Origin of the sequence: Parashewanella hymeniacidonis (assembly GCF_016900895.1) — a bacterium.
GTDB lineage: Bacteria > Pseudomonadota > Gammaproteobacteria > Enterobacterales > Shewanellaceae > Parashewanella > Parashewanella hymeniacidonis.
Genome location: NZ_JAFEUN010000011.1, coordinates 23086 through 38182, shown reverse-complemented (window position 1 = coordinate 38182; position 15097 = coordinate 23086). Strand labels below are relative to the sequence as shown.

General features: G+C 40.9%; 14 protein-coding genes. 7 read left to right on the top strand and 7 right to left on the bottom strand.

The annotated features are described in order from the left end of the window. The 5 genes from JQC92_RS04120 to hemC form a co-directional block, all read right to left on the bottom strand. Nucleotides 1–2283 (bottom strand): Ig-like domain-containing protein (locus JQC92_RS04120; protein WP_204998456.1); only part of this gene is annotated, 2283 nt, incomplete at its 3' end. A gap of 296 nt (nt 2284–2579) precedes the next feature. Further along, nucleotides 2580–3752, bottom strand: a complete 1173-nt coding sequence (locus tag JQC92_RS04115; protein WP_204998455.1) for a heme biosynthesis HemY N-terminal domain-containing protein — start codon at nt 3750–3752, stop codon at nt 2580–2582. Further along, on the bottom strand, nt 3749–4855 hold the full coding sequence (locus JQC92_RS04110) for a uroporphyrinogen-III C-methyltransferase (RefSeq protein WP_204998454.1): 1107 nt from the start codon (nt 4853–4855) through the stop codon (nt 3749–3751). The genes JQC92_RS04115 and JQC92_RS04110 overlap by 4 nt, the downstream gene beginning before the upstream one ends. Nucleotides 4856–4873: 18 nt before the next feature. Then, entirely contained in the window at nt 4874–5614 is a 741-nt protein-coding gene (locus JQC92_RS04105; RefSeq protein ID WP_204998453.1) for a uroporphyrinogen-III synthase, read from the bottom strand. After that, nucleotides 5615–6544, bottom strand: a complete 930-nt coding sequence (gene hemC, locus JQC92_RS04100) for a hydroxymethylbilane synthase (protein WP_204998452.1) — start codon at nt 6542–6544, stop codon at nt 5615–5617. A 401-nt stretch (nt 6545–6945) separates the two neighbouring features. Between hemC and JQC92_RS04095 the strand changes: the two genes are divergently transcribed. Further along, nucleotides 6946–9372, top strand: coding sequence for a class I adenylate cyclase (locus tag JQC92_RS04095; RefSeq protein WP_204998451.1), 2427 nt, complete (start codon nt 6946–6948; stop codon nt 9370–9372). A gap of 322 nt (nt 9373–9694) precedes the next feature. Here the strand turns inward: JQC92_RS04095 and cyaY are convergent, their stop codons facing one another. Further along, nucleotides 9695–10030: an iron donor protein CyaY gene (gene cyaY, locus JQC92_RS04090; RefSeq protein ID WP_129946113.1), complete on the bottom strand. Its 336-nt coding sequence runs from the start codon at nt 10028–10030 to the stop codon at nt 9695–9697. A 77-nt stretch (nt 10031–10107) separates the two neighbouring features. Between cyaY and lptM the strand changes: the two genes are divergently transcribed. Genes lptM through JQC92_RS04060 form a run of 6 tightly spaced genes read left to right on the top strand, consistent with a single transcriptional unit; the run spans nt 10108 to nt 14707 of the window. Continuing rightward, nucleotides 10108–10290, top strand: a complete 183-nt coding sequence (lptM, locus tag JQC92_RS04085) for an LPS translocon maturation chaperone LptM (protein ID WP_129946114.1) — start codon at nt 10108–10110, stop codon at nt 10288–10290. A gap of 23 nt (nt 10291–10313) precedes the next feature. After that, nucleotides 10314–11558 (top strand): diaminopimelate decarboxylase, encoded by a 1245-nt coding sequence (lysA, locus tag JQC92_RS04080; protein WP_204998450.1) that lies wholly within the window; start codon nt 10314–10316, stop codon nt 11556–11558. Between the two features lie 33 nt (nt 11559–11591). Then, on the top strand, nt 11592–12419 hold the full coding sequence (gene dapF, locus JQC92_RS04075; RefSeq protein ID WP_204998449.1) for a diaminopimelate epimerase: 828 nt from the start codon (nt 11592–11594) through the stop codon (nt 12417–12419). Next, complete coding sequence (locus tag JQC92_RS04070) at nt 12416–13081, top strand: DUF484 family protein (RefSeq protein ID WP_420851291.1); 666 nt, start codon at nt 12416–12418, stop codon at nt 13079–13081. Before dapF ends, JQC92_RS04070 begins: the two co-directional genes overlap by 4 nt. 1 nt (nt 13082) lies before the next feature. Continuing rightward, complete coding sequence (gene xerC / locus JQC92_RS04065) at nt 13083–13985, top strand: tyrosine recombinase XerC (RefSeq protein ID WP_204998448.1); 903 nt, start codon at nt 13083–13085, stop codon at nt 13983–13985. Further along, complete coding sequence (locus JQC92_RS04060; protein ID WP_204998447.1) at nt 13985–14707, top strand: HAD-IA family hydrolase; 723 nt, start codon at nt 13985–13987, stop codon at nt 14705–14707. Before xerC ends, JQC92_RS04060 begins: the two co-directional genes overlap by 1 nt. Here the strand turns inward: JQC92_RS04060 and yqfB are convergent. After that, nucleotides 14688–15005 carry a N(4)-acetylcytidine aminohydrolase gene (yqfB, locus tag JQC92_RS04055; RefSeq protein WP_204998446.1) on the bottom strand — a complete coding sequence of 106 codons (318 nt, stop codon included), beginning with the start codon at nt 15003–15005 and terminating at the stop codon, nt 14688–14690. The genes JQC92_RS04060 and yqfB overlap by 20 nt on opposite strands. Nucleotides 15006–15097: the final 92 nt, after the last annotated feature.

The following is a 15097-nucleotide window of genomic DNA, read 5'->3' as shown; positions in this document are numbered from 1 at the left end:
GCTGGTTCCGTCGCTCAAGGTGTAGGTGATGGTTGGCACCTCACCGTTCCAGTTTTCATTTGGCGTAAACACATAGTCACCGGTCGCCGTTAAGCTGAAGCTACCGATCACTTCACCGTCCACGATGACATCTACAGAAGTGCCGTCTGCAGCGTATTCTCTATCGCTGCCTGTGATTTGGAACGTCTGAACGCTGATGTCACCATCAACACTCTCGCCATCAATCACATTGCCTTCGGCAGTGCCGCCTTCTTGGATGGCACGCACTTCGTTGTCATCACTAAAGCCGTCAACCACGGCCGCAACTTCAATGTCCAAGGTGGAAGTGTCGGTGCTGGTTCCGTCGCTCAAGGTGTAGGTGATGGTTGGCAACTCACCGTTCCAGTTTTCATTTGGCGTAAACACATAGTCACCGGTCGCCGTTAAGCTGAAGCTACCGATCACTTCACCGTCCACAGTGACATCAACTGCAGTGCCGTCTGCAGCGTATTCTCGATCGCTGCCTGTGATTTGGAACGTCTGAACGCTGATGTCACCATCAACACTCTCACCATCAATCACATTGCCTTCGGCAGTGCCGCCTTCTTGGATGGCACGCACTTCGTTGTCATCACTAAAGCCGTCATCAAATGGTGTGACTTCAATAGTCAACGTCGCCGTTGCACCCGTATTGGTGGTGTAAGTGATTACCGGTAATTGACCATTCCAATCTTGGGCTGGAGTGAAGCTGTAGCTGCCGTCAGCATTGATAACAAGTGTGCCACCTTCAACAGAGGTTTCAGTGCCTGCTGTAATCGTTTGACCATCAACGGTAAAGCTCACAACGCTGAGATCGTTATCAACATCATTGTCATTGGTTAATACATTGCCTGTGGCAACCGTGTCTTCGGCGATGGTATTGCTATCATTGACCAGTACTGAAGCGTCATCAACAGGCGTGACTTCTATTGTTAATGTCGCTGTCGAGCCAGTGCTTGTTGTGTAGGTGATTACTGGGAGTGTACCATTCCAATCTTGGGCTGGAGTGAAGCTGTAGCTGCCGTCAGCATTGATAACAAGTGTGCCACCTTCAACAGAGGTTTCAGTGCCTGCTGTAATCGTTTGACCATCAACGGTAAAGCTCACAACGCTGAGATCGTTATCAACATCATTGTCATTGGTTAATACATTGCCTGTGGCAATCGTGTCTTCGGCGATGGTATTGCTATCATTGACCAGTACTGACACGTCATCAACTGGCGTGACTTCAATGGTCAACGTCGCTGTTGCACCCGTATTTGTGGTGAATGTGATTACGGGTAATTGACCGTGCCAGTCTTGAGCGGGCGTGAAGCTGTAGCTGCCGTCAGCATTGATAACGAGTGTGCCACCTTCAACAGAGGTTTCAGTGCCTGCTGTAATTGTTTGATCATCAACGGTAAAGCTCACAACGCTGAGATCGTTATCAACATCGCTGTCATTGGTTAATACATTGCCTGTGGCAACCGTGTCTTCGGCGATGGTATTGCTATCATTGACCAGTACGGAAGCGTCATCAACAGGCGTGACTTCAATGGTCAACGTTGCTGTTGCCCCCGTATTGGTGGTGTATGTGATTACGGGTAGTTGACCGTTCCAGTCTTGAGCGGGCGTGAAGCTGTAGCTGCCGTCAGCGTTGATAACGAGTGTACCGCCCTCTACCGTGACAGTATCTCCAGCGCTTTGTGTTTGACCATTTACGCTAAATGTTGCAACAGATAGTGTGCTGTCGGCATCAAAATCATTGTTCAATACGTTACCTGTGGCAATTGAGTCTTCGGTAATCGTGTTTGAGTCAGCACTAATTTGTGATTCAAATTCGCTGATCAGTGTTGTTTGTTCATTTTGTTCTAGAATCGCTGCTGTTAAGCCTTGGGTTTCAAATGCTGTGTCGGCAATAGTTTCATTACCCGCACGTTCAAGCGTTGCTACATCAATACCACCTTGATTACCTTGTGGCCCACCAGCAGCTGTTTCTGGTAAATCTTCAGTAGGGTCTTCACCCGAAGCAATCAAATCTTGTAATGCTTCGATTTCAGCTAGCGCTTCATCATTTTGTGATGTTATTTCTGAAGTTTCAGCCGTTTGAACGGTTCCATCTTCGAGTTCGATTTCAAAAATAGAATCATCTTCAAACGAAATTGTAGAATTTTGAGGAATTGCCTGTCCAAGCGCTAAGAGATGTGTTTGACCATTGACTTCGACTGAAATTTTTCCTTGTGCTGCAATAACAACACCGTCCTGATTGGTGGTAATTCGATTCATAGCGGCTCCCAACGACCTTGTCAGGCAAGATACTTATTGCCTAATACTTTGTTATATTTCTAGAACTAGTACTCTTATTCTAACCATGTCAAAAAGTGGGGTCAAATATTTGACAGATATAACAGTATTTATTTTATTTATCTATTTTTAAAGGATTTTTTTATTTTGTTTTTATGACAAAAAATAAAAATAAGTTAGAACTTACACTACTAAGAGTTAATACCAAAGAGCCAAAGAGGATCCAAGAAAATGATAATGAGGGGGTTTTAATAAATTAACTGATTAACACTGCCTACCTATGAGGCAAGCAGTGCTTTTCTATAACAACTAATAGCTTGGGCTTGTTCACCCACTTGTTCATGGGCTTTAGCTTGTTGACCTAATGAGAATTGAGTTGGTTTGATGTGATTAACTCTTTTCCAATGCTCAATAGCATCAGAAATCAGCTTTTCTTGAACTTTTAATAGCGCTAAACATTGGTGGTATGCCGCATTGCTATCATATATTTCTAATAAAGAAACTAGCTGCTTACGAATGTCTTTGTCTTCTGCATTGGTTACGTCAGGAATCACTGAAAATATGGCTTGATTCGGTTGAGCCTTCAATGCTTTCGAAAGTAATTTTAAGGCTTCAGGTTTACGCTGATACTTACACAAACCTTTACTATAAAGTGCAACTAATTCTGGTTGTTTGCGTTCGCTTCTACTCAACCAATGCCAAACTTTATCAAGTTCTGCCATATCATTAGCTTGAAGTGTGTGCTGTAACAACTTTTGGTTGGTTTCAATCGTTAAGTCTTCGACGTCACTCTTCGCTATAGCTTTACTTTTTTGTAGGGAAGGTAAAAGTAGTTTTATTGCCTGCCAATCTTTTTGCTCAGTATAAAGCTCCAATGCGAGTTTGAGCACAGAGGGTTTATTCATTTTAGATGAAGGCATGCTGTCCAAAACACCTCTAGCGCTATCTAGCTCACCTTGCTGCATTAGATATCTTACTTTAGTAGTTATTATTACCTGTTTGATATTTGACTTTGTTGCAGCCTTATCTAGATATTCATCTCTTTCGACATGTTTATTTTGATGCTGAGCAGCTCGGGCTGCAGCAAGCCAATTTAAAGTCGGTATTTCACCATTTCCGGCACCTTTTAACATTGCTTTTTCTGCTGCAGGCCAATCTTCCTCAGCTAAAGCAAGTGCGCCAGTTAAGGTATAGCGTCTAGCTGTATTTTTACGCCAGCGTGAAGGTATCCAGCTTTGCTTGATTAAGAGGTTAAGAACTGCAACGATCACCCACTCAGCTAATTGTAATAAACTGTAAAAAATGATGATGCTAAATAATGCGAAAACCAAACTGGTTTCGAGTTCATAATCCCCAAATGCAATATATAAATAACCCGTATGATCAACTAACCAAGGACTTACCGCTAATCCAATTATTATGATCAGTGTGTATGCTAATGTCCTGATCATTGGTCATTCTCCTTCGGTGAACTCAGCTCTCCAAAGGTCACTAACTGTTTGAGAAGTGGCAATGAATGAAACTTCTGTATTGCAACAGGCTGAACAGACAATTTTGAAATATTATCAACAGAAGCTAAGACCGTTTTCGTTGCATCATCTTTTAAGTCAAAATATTCATATACCCATTTTCTTGCCAGTCTCATTGACTGCTTAAAGTTCACATCATCATTTCGATATAAAGCTAGCTGAGCTTGAAGCAGTTTATTTTTAATATTCTCAACCAAATACCAGCTTTGCTCAGGTGAAAGCAATGGGGCAAGATCAGTTTGACGTTTTCTGACTTTAACAAAATCAGAAATCAACGCTTTCCACGTTTTATCAAGGTTGGCATGCCAATCAAACACTGAGCTACTCAATTCATGCGATTGCTCTTCAGTCGACTCTGTCGGCCTTGCCTGGTTTAGAGGTAAGCGATCTAATTGGGCGATGACGCCATCAATTTCATATACCGCTCCTGAAATATCGGGGCGTTTAATCCCTTTAACTTGAGTAATGTCTTGCGCTAAAGCCTTTCTTAAAGGTAATAATGACGGATCCCCCATTTTAGCAATTTGAGAATCTGCTGATTTAAGTAAGCTTGCAGCTGTTATAGGGTCTTGTTCTAGCCAGAGTTTTCTGCCCGCCATTTGCACTAAGTAATCAGCTTCTGCCGCCATCCAGTGTTTTGGGCTTCTTTGCGCAATGTTCGAAATATTACTTTGTAATTGAGATTGAGCGACCTGCAATTTATCAATGTCATTACTTAATGTATCGGTTTGGCTAGATAAATCTGAATCGGTAGCTGATTGGGTATCAAGCTTATTCTTGAGAACCATTAATTGTTGAGACAACTCAGCGAAGTTTTCTTGCTTTTTTTGTTGCTCAATATAAAGATAATATCCGCCACCAATTGCAAGGCAGCCCAATGAAAAGGAAAGAAAAATAAAAAACTTACCGACGACAGATAATTTCGAAGCATGAGTTCTCACTCTTTGTTTAGTCGGCGTCTTTTTTACTTCAGATGGCGTTGTTGATGTATTCTCTGAATGGTCTTGCTGGTCTTTGCTTTCCATTAAAGGATCCTTGAACAATCACTCTTTGAGAGTATCAATAATTTTATCTATTGTAGATAGCATAGCAGATTGACTTGCTCCCTCTGCATTGAAAACCCGAGTAAACCCCTCGTTTAGCGCTATCTTCAAAACCCTATCACTTGGCACAAGAATATTGCATCTTTTGATCCAAGCTTGTTGTTTACTTTCCACCAATTTTAATAGATTTAGTAGCATCTCACCACTAGTAATTAAAATGGTATCAACGCCTTGCTGTTGCCAGTACTTTGAGATGTCAGACTGATGAAGTTTTGGTAGGACTCGTTGGTAAACTTCGCAATAGTGAACATCCGCACCACGTTCAGTTAATGCGCTTGCGAGCTTTTCTCTTCCACCTTGTCCTCTGACAATAATGATGGCCTCACCTTCAACAGATTTTAGCTGTTCAAGCATAAGTAATCCTTCACTGTCTTGACGTTGAGTTGCCACGGACACAGATCGAATATCCATTTTTTGAAGTGCCTGGCGGGTACGCTGACCTACAGCAAAGATTTGGCAACGATCGGGAAGCACTTTAAACAATGAGCGAAACTGATGAACAGCGTGCTGACTAATAAAAATGATCTTATCAGCTTGTGGAAGCTGTAAAACGACAGACTGACAAGGCAAAGCAGGCTTTATTTCCATTAACGGCGTCTCAATGGCTTCGATGCTTTTATCATTTAACGCTCGAAGCATTAACTCATTAGAACCTTTAGGCCTTGTCAGTAGTACTTTCATCTATTTCCCATATACAGAATCAAGAATTTCTTTAGCACCTTTGCTTAACAATATATCGGCTAATTGCTCACCAAGCTCAATCGCTTGCGATGTACTACCTGAAACAGTATCAAAAATAACTTGGCTACCATCAGGATTACCGACTAAACCTCTTAAGGTTAGCTTATCGCCTTCAATTTCGGCATAAGCTCCAATAGGGACTTGGCAGCCACCTTCTAAGCGAGTATTCATTGCACGTTCAGCAAGCACACGAATACGTGTTTCTTCATGCTCTAACGGTTTCAGTAACGCTTTCACTTGTTCATCGTTAATGCGGCATTCAATGCCAACTGCGCCTTGACCGTTTGCAGGTAATGAAACTTCTGGCTCGATAAAGCTTGATATACGCATTTCAAGTTTAAGACGCTTTAAACCTGCGGCTGCAAGAATAATGGCATCGTAATCGCCGTTATCAAGTTTCGCTAAGCGAGTGCCAACATTACCGCGAAGATCTTTGATTTTCAGATCGGGGCGTAACGCACGAATTTGACATTGGCGACGGAGACTCGAAGTACCGACAATGGCACCCAGTGGTAAATCATCAATAGACTTATAACGGCCAGAAACAAAAGCATCACGAGGGTCTTCACGTTCACAAATGACATGTAACCCCAGCCCCTCAGGAAACTCAACGGGTAGATCTTTCATTGAATGAACGGCGATATCAGCACGATTTTCTAACATTGCAACTTCAAGTTCTTTAACGAAAAGTCCTTTACCGCCAACTTTTGCAAGTGGAGTATCCAAAATGACGTCACCTTTAGTGGTCATTGGAACCAGTTCGACGGTTAAATCAGAGTGAATTGCTTCTAATCTTGCTTTTACATATTCTGCTTGCCACATGGCAAGTGGACTTTTGCGTGTTGCGATGCGGATAAGCGCTTGAGCCATGGTAACTTCCATAAAAAACCACTAAAGATGTAATGCTATCATTGTGGCCGCAGAGTTGCCATTTTGAAGATCATTTTCATTTATACCCATGATACCTGAAGATGCTCGATTTCAGCGAGAATGTACAGCTTGTTAATCAAGGCGACGGTGTGCGGTAATAGTGAACTATTGTTAGCACTGGCAACGAAGAGTAACACGCTGTGCAACTCGCACTGCGTGAATGATTAAAACGAATCTAACGTGGAATTTTAAAACCATTATTTCAATAGCTTGCACACAAAACCAAAAAGTGATCCAAAGCAAAAAAAATCAACGATTATGTGATCGAGATCTACTTTACTTGCTGATTTCTGCAAAAATGCTAGCATGAAGAAACTGTCGGTCAGTGGTATAAGAGCCGGATGCTTCAACAACAACACTTTTCTGAACTTGCAGAACAACTCAATCAGGCAAGGCTTTCCCGAGCCTTATCTTTGATGCAACCTATGCAGCAAAGACTGTTTCGGTTGATCCCCTTTTTGTTGCAGCATAATCATCAAGATTTACCTGGATTCATTAATAGTACAGTTCCTTGTGGCGTCTATGACTTTTCTATGTCTGAAGAATTAAACGAAGACTGTGAAATTTTTAACTTTCCAATTCCTGCAACGGTTCCTGATACACCCTATGTTTTCGAAGGCTTATATGCCATGGGCAGCTTAGGAAGCTTTGGTCATAGTGCTTATAGCGATGTCGATATCTGGGTAGTTCACAAATCTGAGCTGGGCGAAAAACAGCTTAAATCATTAAGAAAAAAATTAGACAAGTTAAGCCATTGGTTCTTGCACTATGATTTGGAAGTCAACTTTTATTTAGTACATCCATATCAATTTCGAAGTGCAGAAGAATTACAAAGCAGTAAAGTTCAACATCTTGGCAAAGAGCACAGCGGTAGTGCCCAACGCTGGCTACTTCTTGAAGAGTTTTACCGTTCTCAAGTGAAATTAGCAGGCCGAATTGTAGCCTGGTGGCCACACATTAAAGAACACCCGGACTTATTGCACTTGGGTGATATGAGAGAACTTTCTCCCAGTGAATATTTTGGTGCTTCATTATGGCACCTATACAAAGGGATAGAAAAGCCGCACAAAGCTTTCTTAAAAGTTTTGCTTTTAGAGGCTTATGCCAACAATTACCCAAACCCAGTTCTGTTAACTGACAAAATTTGGCAGCTCACTTATGAAGGTAATTTTTCTGTCGAAAACGACGCATATTTTGTGCTTTATGATTATTTAGAAACCTATTTGCTCGAACAACAAGATCTTCGTCGCTTAGATGTATTAAGACGTAGTTTTTATTTGAAGTGCGGTTTCAAACTTTCTGTCCAAACCGACTTTCCAGATTGGCGAATAGAAAAAATGCGCCAATTAACTAAAGATTGGAATTGGTCTGACAGCCTGATTGAAACACTTGATAATTGTAGAAATTGGCATTGCGGACAATTGAAATGGTTTAATGCTCAACTGAGTAATTTCATGCTAGCAAGCTATCAAACCTTACTCTCTTTTGCTTCAGAGTATCAACTCGATGATAGTTTAAAAGTAGGAGAGCTGAATGTGCTTTCTCGAAAGTTACATACCTTTTTCCACTCCGACGGTCATCAAATTAGTAAGCTCAATTGCCTGTGGAGTAATGATATAACAGAGGATGAGCTTGGTTATATTCAAAGTAACCGAGACGGCGATTATTATTTGTATGGCCATGCAAAAATTGCGCGAGAATTATTAGGTAAATCACCACTTTGTCACTTTAAAACACAAGCTGGTTTATTGATGTGGGCTTGCTTTAATAAAGTATCTGTTGAACATACAGCTTGGTATAAAATTGGCACTCGAGAGCCTAAAAGTAGTGATTTAACTAAAATAAACAAACAGCTGATCCAGCGAATAAAATCAATGCCTGATGCATCAGCTATAACCAAACAAGATTTATTCCAACCCTGGCATTACAGTCAGGTCATCGTTTTGCTTAATCTAGAATCTGATCCCACTTGCGAATGGAATGGCCAAGAACTTATGGTCGATGTGCTCAATGCAAACGTATTCTCCATGGGACGGAAAAAACAAAACTTGCTTGGCAGCATTGATATCTTAACCACAAACAGTTGGGGTGAGTGGCAGTGCCATTACTATAAAGGTGAATTAGCAATTTTAGATTTAATCACCTTTATAACACCCGGCTTAAAACGGGCTAAAGATAATGTCTCCATTGAAGTATTAAGCTGTTCAAAACGATTACAAAATCAATTAGAACATTCGGTTGCTAAACTCATCCGTAATACTGTTCGATTAAGCTCTCAAGCCACAGATAACAATACACTTTTGCAACCTGTACATATCGGAGAACGACGTTACGGTATTTTTATTGATAGCCATAACATTGCTTGCCAAGATCTCCATGATCCTAAGTCATTCTACCAGCGAATAAGTTGCGATACCTTGACTCAACTTCCTCGACCAACACTGTGTGACGACCCGATGACATGCGCACCTCCTGTGATTTTAGATTATGCAGCACGAAACGCCATTCAGTATTTTTTAAGGCAACGAGGAGAAGACATAGAAGTCTTTGTACTTGATGATGCGAATGAACTGAGTCATTACATACAGCACAGCCAAACTATAGAGCAATTGGTTTCAACCACCAGCAGACATTATGCGTTTGATGAGATAACCAATCATAAAAACCCGTTTAACCTTCCTCAGTTTTTTCAACTTGAAAGAATCGAAGGTCATTTACAGGTCATCCCTTTTGGCATGTCAGCAGAAGATCAATTGACAAACTTTTGATACCGCAGTCATTCTCATACGAGATACCTGCGGCATACATGACTAGGGGCGTACCCAATTAACTATTTCTTTTTGCTGTTGTAAATTTTTTGTTTATTCAAGGTGACAAATGTGAGGTGTAGTTACTCTACATAAGCATTTGGCAACACAGAAACTCTTTATTTCAAAGAAAAAAAATGTACATAGCCCTTCGGGTTACGGCTAAAATTTGCAAACTCTTTGTTACTCGTCCTTCATTTAGCCCACTAAATTTCAGTCTTCGTGCCTCGATTTTGTAAATTTTAGCCAGTAACAAATTGAAATGACTAATTGGGTACGACCCCTAGAGATTCAATTCTATTTTTATTTCACTTTGCTTTTCGATCGAATCAACAATGTGAGAAGTAAACTCACAATTGTTACGATCATCAAACCATTTTTCGCCATCAAACTTAAAGTGGAAACCACCAAAACGAGTAGCTAACCAAATTTCATGCAATGGCTCTTGCTTGTTGATCACAATCTTTGAGCCATCTTCGAAAGCAAGATCTAAAACATTGCCACTGGCATTAATATCAACATCAGCGTCTTGTTCATCAATCGCAAACTCAATTGCTGTTTCAATTGCACTAAAAACTTCATCAACTTTGTGGTGATATTCAGTATCCGTCATTTTCATCGGACTATACCCTTTGCTTTTTTCGATTTGAATGCGATTATAACTCTTTATATCTTATCTGAAAGAACAGACTTTACATGAATAAGACGATTATTTTTTTAAGCTTGGTAATGTTACTTTCTGCGTGCGGTCAAAAAGGGCCTTTATATCTAGAGCCTAAAGCAGACAGTAACCAACCTAAAACCGAAAAAACAAAACCAACTCCAAAGAAAAAAGTAGCATCTGACGAGAAGAGTGATAAAGAACAAAACCAGAATTAATAGAAAAAACTAAAGGTAGCAGAGTGGATCATTTCAATTATCAAGGCTCACAGTTATACGCAGAAAACTGCAACATTCAAGACTTAGCAAAAAAACACGGTACACCTATGTATGTATATTCGCGTGCCACATTGGAACGTCATTGGCACGCATTTGATAAAGCAGTAGCCAAACATCCACATATGATCTGCTACGCAGTAAAAGCAAATTCCAACATTGCCATTCTTAATGTACTTGCACGTCTAGGTAGCGGCTTTGATATCGTATCAGGCGGTGAACTGGCTCGTGTGATTGAAGCTGGCGGCGATCCACAAAAAGTCGTGTTCTCAGGCATTGGTAAAACCGCTGAAGAAATGGAATACGCTCTAAAGCAAAATATCTACTGCTTTAATGTTGAATCTATACCCGAACTGAGACTACTGAGCCAAGTGGCTGTTAAGCTCAATTTGAATGCTTCAGTCTCACTTCGAATTAATCCCGACGTTGATGCAGGTACACACCCTTATATCTCAACAGGCTTAAAAGAAAACAAGTTTGGTATATCAATGGATGATGCCATTGATACATATCAGCTAGCAGCATCATTACCTAATATTGATATTAAAGGTGTCGATTGTCATATTGGCTCTCAGCTCACTGAAATACAGCCTTTTTTAGATGCAATGGATAGGCTGCTTGCTCTGATTGACGAATTAAGAACCCTAGGCATTAAGATTCATCACTTTGATATTGGTGGCGGACTCGGAGTACCTTATGACGGTGAGCAACCACCACACCCAGACGTATATGCTGCTGCTGTATTAGAGCGTTTGGGCGATAGAGATTTGAAATTAATTTTTGAGCCAGGTCGTGCCATTGCTGCAAATGCTGGGGTCTTTGTTACTCAAGTGCAATTCCTTAAACAAAATCAAGATAAGCATTTTGCGATCGTTGATGGGGCAATGAATGATTTGTTACGGCCATCGCTCTACCAAGCTTTTCATCAGATTATCGAAGTTGAAAAATTAGACCACCCAAAACAAAATTATGATGTGGTTGGCCCAGTATGTGAAACCGGCGACTTTTTAGGAAAAAATAGAGAGCTGGCCGTTGAAAGTGGCGACCTACTAGCTGTTCGCTCAGCTGGTGCTTATGGTTTTACCATGGCATCTAACTATAATACTCGCCCTCGCCCAGTCGAAATCTTAGTTGATGATGACCAAAGTTATGTCGTTAGGTATCGAGAAAAATTATCGCAACTCTGGCAAGGCGAGCAGTTACTGCCGTAGAATAGAAACATCATTATTAATAAGGAAAAGCATTTGATCCACTTTACAAAAATGCATGGGCTGGGCAATGACTTTATGGTTGTTGATGGTATAACCCAAAATGTTTACTTTTCTCCAGATCAAGTAAAACGCCTTGCACATCGCAATTTTGGCATAGGTTTCGATCAGCTTTTGCTTGTTGAGCCTCCATACGATCCTGATCTCGATTTTCATTACCGTATCTTTAATGCTGATGGCAGTGAAGTAGAGCAGTGTGGCAATGGAGCTCGCTGTTTTGCCCGTTTTGTAAAGAATAAAGGCTTAACACAAAAACATAAAATTCGGGTAAGTACTTCAACAGGGAAAATGACATTACGCCTTGAACGCGATGGTAATGTCACGGTAAATATGGGCGTTCCGATTCTTGATCCAAACCGCATTCCATTGAAGGCCAAAAAGACCGAAAAAACGTATTTGATCCAAGCGGATCAAAAAACATTCCTCTGTGGCGCTGTTTCTATGGGCAACCCGCACTGTGTTTTAGAAGTCGACGATATTGAAAAAACACCCGTCGATGAAATTGGCGCTATACTTTCTACCCATGAGCGCTTTCCAAAAGGCGTTAACGTTGGCTTCATGCAAATCGTTGCACCAGATCATATAAAGTTAAGAGTTTATGAGCGAGGTGCTGCAGAAACCCTAGCTTGCGGTAGTGGTGCTTGCGCTGCTGTGGTGGTTGGCCAACGTCTGAATAAATTACGTAAATCAGTTCGCGTCGATTTGCCGGGTGGTCGCCTCAAAATCTCTTGGGAAGGTGAAGGAAAACCACTGTGGATGACCGGCCCTGCTCAACATGTATATGATGGACAAATACAGCTATGACCAACTCAGCGATGACCAAGAAACAAAGTGAATCTGAAAAGACATTACCTCAACTGGAAGCTGAACTGGTATACGAATACCTCACCGATAATCCAGACTTTTTTGAGAAATTTCCTGATTTACTGGCAACCATTCGATTGCCCCATCAACAAAGAGGAACGGTTTCGATTGTTGAGCGTCAGCAAGAAGCGCTTCGCCAAAAAGTGGTTAGGCTTGAAGAAGAAGTGACCACATTGATGAACATTGCAAGTCAAAATGAGCGCATTTTACGTTTTAATACTGATCTGGCCTTTAAGCTAATGACTTGTGAAGATTTCGACACCTTACGAAGACTACTGGCTGATGAACTAAAGCGTGAATTCGGTTTTACAAATGTACGTTTAATTACCGTGCATAAAATTGAAGATGAAGTCATGCAGATCTGGAAGAACCGCATGAGTGGTGGTTTTTATTTGGGTCGACTCACACAAGATGAGTCACAAAAACTGTTTGGTAGCCAAGTTGGTTCCGTCGCATTATCTCGTTTAACGCCTGAATCTGAATGTAAGCGTATTATCCTTGCTGTTGCCAGCCCAAATGCTGCACATTTCCAGCCTGATATGGACACATTATTTTTAGCTCAGCTGTGTAAATTGCTAAATTTCAAGCTCAGTCAGTTTTAATATGACTGAGCCGTTTCTATCCGACCTACATATTTTACAGTTCCAACGCTACTTAACGTCTGAACGCCAACTCTCACCTCATACTGTTAAAAATTATCTAAAAGAATTGCAACGCATACAACAATGTCTACCTGAGACAACTGCATGGACTGACATTACTTTTGAGCACTTACAAAATGCGCTGGCTAAAATCCATCGTCAGGGATTAAGCCCTCGTTCAATCGCACTGACACTTTCAGCCACTAAACAGTTTTTTAAACAGTTATACAAACGAGGAATCATTGACACCGACCCCAGTACCTCGTTGAAAGCGCCGAAACAAAACAAGCACCTACCGAAAAACCTTGATGCTGATAGTGTCGATCATCTGCTTAATATCGAGACCACAGATGAATTGTCATTTCGTGATAAAGCCATTATGGAACTTTTCTATTCCAGCGGTTTACGTTTGGCTGAACTGGCTTCATTAAACCTTACAGACTTCGATACCAGCTACCACCAAGTTACTGTTATTGGTAAAGGTGATAAAGCTCGAGTACTACCAGTGGGAAAAGAAGCAAGAATAGCCATTGAGTCATGGTTAACGATTAGAGCCACACTACCTACGATTGACGATGCACTGTTCATCACGAAACAAGGTAAACGTCTCTCGCATCGAAGTATTCAAGTTCGAATAAATAAGTGGTCACAACAACAAGGCTTATCGACGAACGTTCACCCTCATAAACTGAGGCATTCGTTTGCGACTCATATGCTCGAATCCAGTGCTGATTTACGTGCAGTACAAGAACTGCTTGGTCATGCCAATCTATCTACAACGCAAATTTATACTAGCCTTGATTTTCAACACCTCGCAAATGCTTATGACGGGGCTCACCCACGAGCAAAAAGGAACAAGAAATAATGAGATGTTTTCTGAACCTAAAGCCAATTAAAGTCATCAGTTTCGATTTAGATGACACGCTTTACGACAATCGTCCATATATCCTAAAAGCAGAATCAGAATTTTTAAGCTTTATGCAAAAACATTATCCAGCAGAGCACCAGTGGCAAAGTGAATATTGGCGAGCAGAAAAACAGAAATTAGAATCAGAGCAACCTGAGATTAGCCACGATACTTGGCAAAGTCGTGAGCAAAATGCGAAACGTATTTTGCTTAGTATGGGATTAAACCAACAAGACGCCAATTCAGGTGCCAAAGCTGGACTAGAACATTTTCTTCATTACCGCAGCGACTTTAAAGTGCCAGAAAAAAGCATCGAACTGTTGAAGCTTCTTGCCACAAAGTTCAAACTCATCGGTATTTCGAATGGCAACGTCGACCCTAAACGAATTGGCATTGCACAGTATTTCGAATTCATATTACATGCGGGTAATGGTCATCGAATGAAACCAGCACCGGATATGTTCATTGAATCCTGTTCTCGTCTTCAAGTGCAACCACAAGAAATACTTCATGTTGGAGATAACTTTGCTGCAGATGTTGTGGGTGCCCGTTTATTTGGCTGCCAAGCAGCATGGCTTAATCCAGCCTTTGGGCGAGTTGAGAAAGAGCTACCTGACTCACTATTACCGCACATCAGTTTAGACAGTGTTTTCGAGTTAACTAGCCTAACTGATAGCTAATTACATATAAATCTTCGATATCAGGATAAATTTCACGGATGATTTTCTTAAGTTCTGGTAACGCCATGTATTCTTGTTGAGCGTGAAATTCATTCAGCTCATCAAATTTAATGGGAATTACAGATAAGATTGTGATATCACAAAAATGACGGTCAGTTTCTAAAGTATGAACAGACACCGACGTGCCCGGTACGTAGTGACTCTCTGATTCGTCACGAATGGTTATCGTTTTATCACCTGAAACGATAATAGGTTCAAATCGTTCAAAAAATGTGATTTTTGTTGGTGCTCTGTCCATGAATTCAAAGTCCAAAAATAAAAAAGCCCAATTAACCTAAAAAACTCAGTTGAACGCTAAATAACTTTTTAAGCTTATGAAAGTAAGAAAAT

What these genes read in the sequence shown, in the direction of transcription:
- JQC92_RS04105 (WP_204998453.1), bottom strand. Translation starts at nt 5,614, where the DNA reads ATGAAAGTACTACTGACAAGGCCTAAAGGTTCTAATGAGTTAATGCTT.
- JQC92_RS04095 (WP_204998451.1), top strand. Translation starts at nt 6,946, where the DNA reads ATGCTTCAACAACAACACTTTTCTGAACTTGCAGAACAACTCAATCAG.
- cyaY (WP_129946113.1), bottom strand. Translation starts at nt 10,030, where the DNA reads ATGAAAATGACGGATACTGAATATCACCACAAAGTTGATGAAGTTTTT.
- xerC (WP_204998448.1), top strand. Translation starts at nt 13,083, where the DNA reads ATGACTGAGCCGTTTCTATCCGACCTACATATTTTACAGTTCCAACGC.
- lptM (WP_129946114.1), top strand. Translation starts at nt 10,108, where the DNA reads ATGAATAAGACGATTATTTTTTTAAGCTTGGTAATGTTACTTTCTGCG.
- JQC92_RS04115 (WP_204998455.1), bottom strand. Translation starts at nt 3,752, where the DNA reads ATGATCAGGACATTAGCATACACACTGATCATAATAATTGGATTAGCG.
- JQC92_RS04060 (WP_204998447.1), top strand. Translation starts at nt 13,985, where the DNA reads ATGAGATGTTTTCTGAACCTAAAGCCAATTAAAGTCATCAGTTTCGAT.
- JQC92_RS04070 (WP_420851291.1), top strand. Translation starts at nt 12,416, where the DNA reads ATGACCAACTCAGCGATGACCAAGAAACAAAGTGAATCTGAAAAGACA.
- JQC92_RS04110 (WP_204998454.1), bottom strand. Translation starts at nt 4,855, where the DNA reads ATGGAAAGCAAAGACCAGCAAGACCATTCAGAGAATACATCAACAACG.
- yqfB (WP_204998446.1), bottom strand. Translation starts at nt 15,005, where the DNA reads ATGGACAGAGCACCAACAAAAATCACATTTTTTGAACGATTTGAACCT.
- hemC (WP_204998452.1), bottom strand. Translation starts at nt 6,544, where the DNA reads ATGGCTCAAGCGCTTATCCGCATCGCAACACGCAAAAGTCCACTTGCC.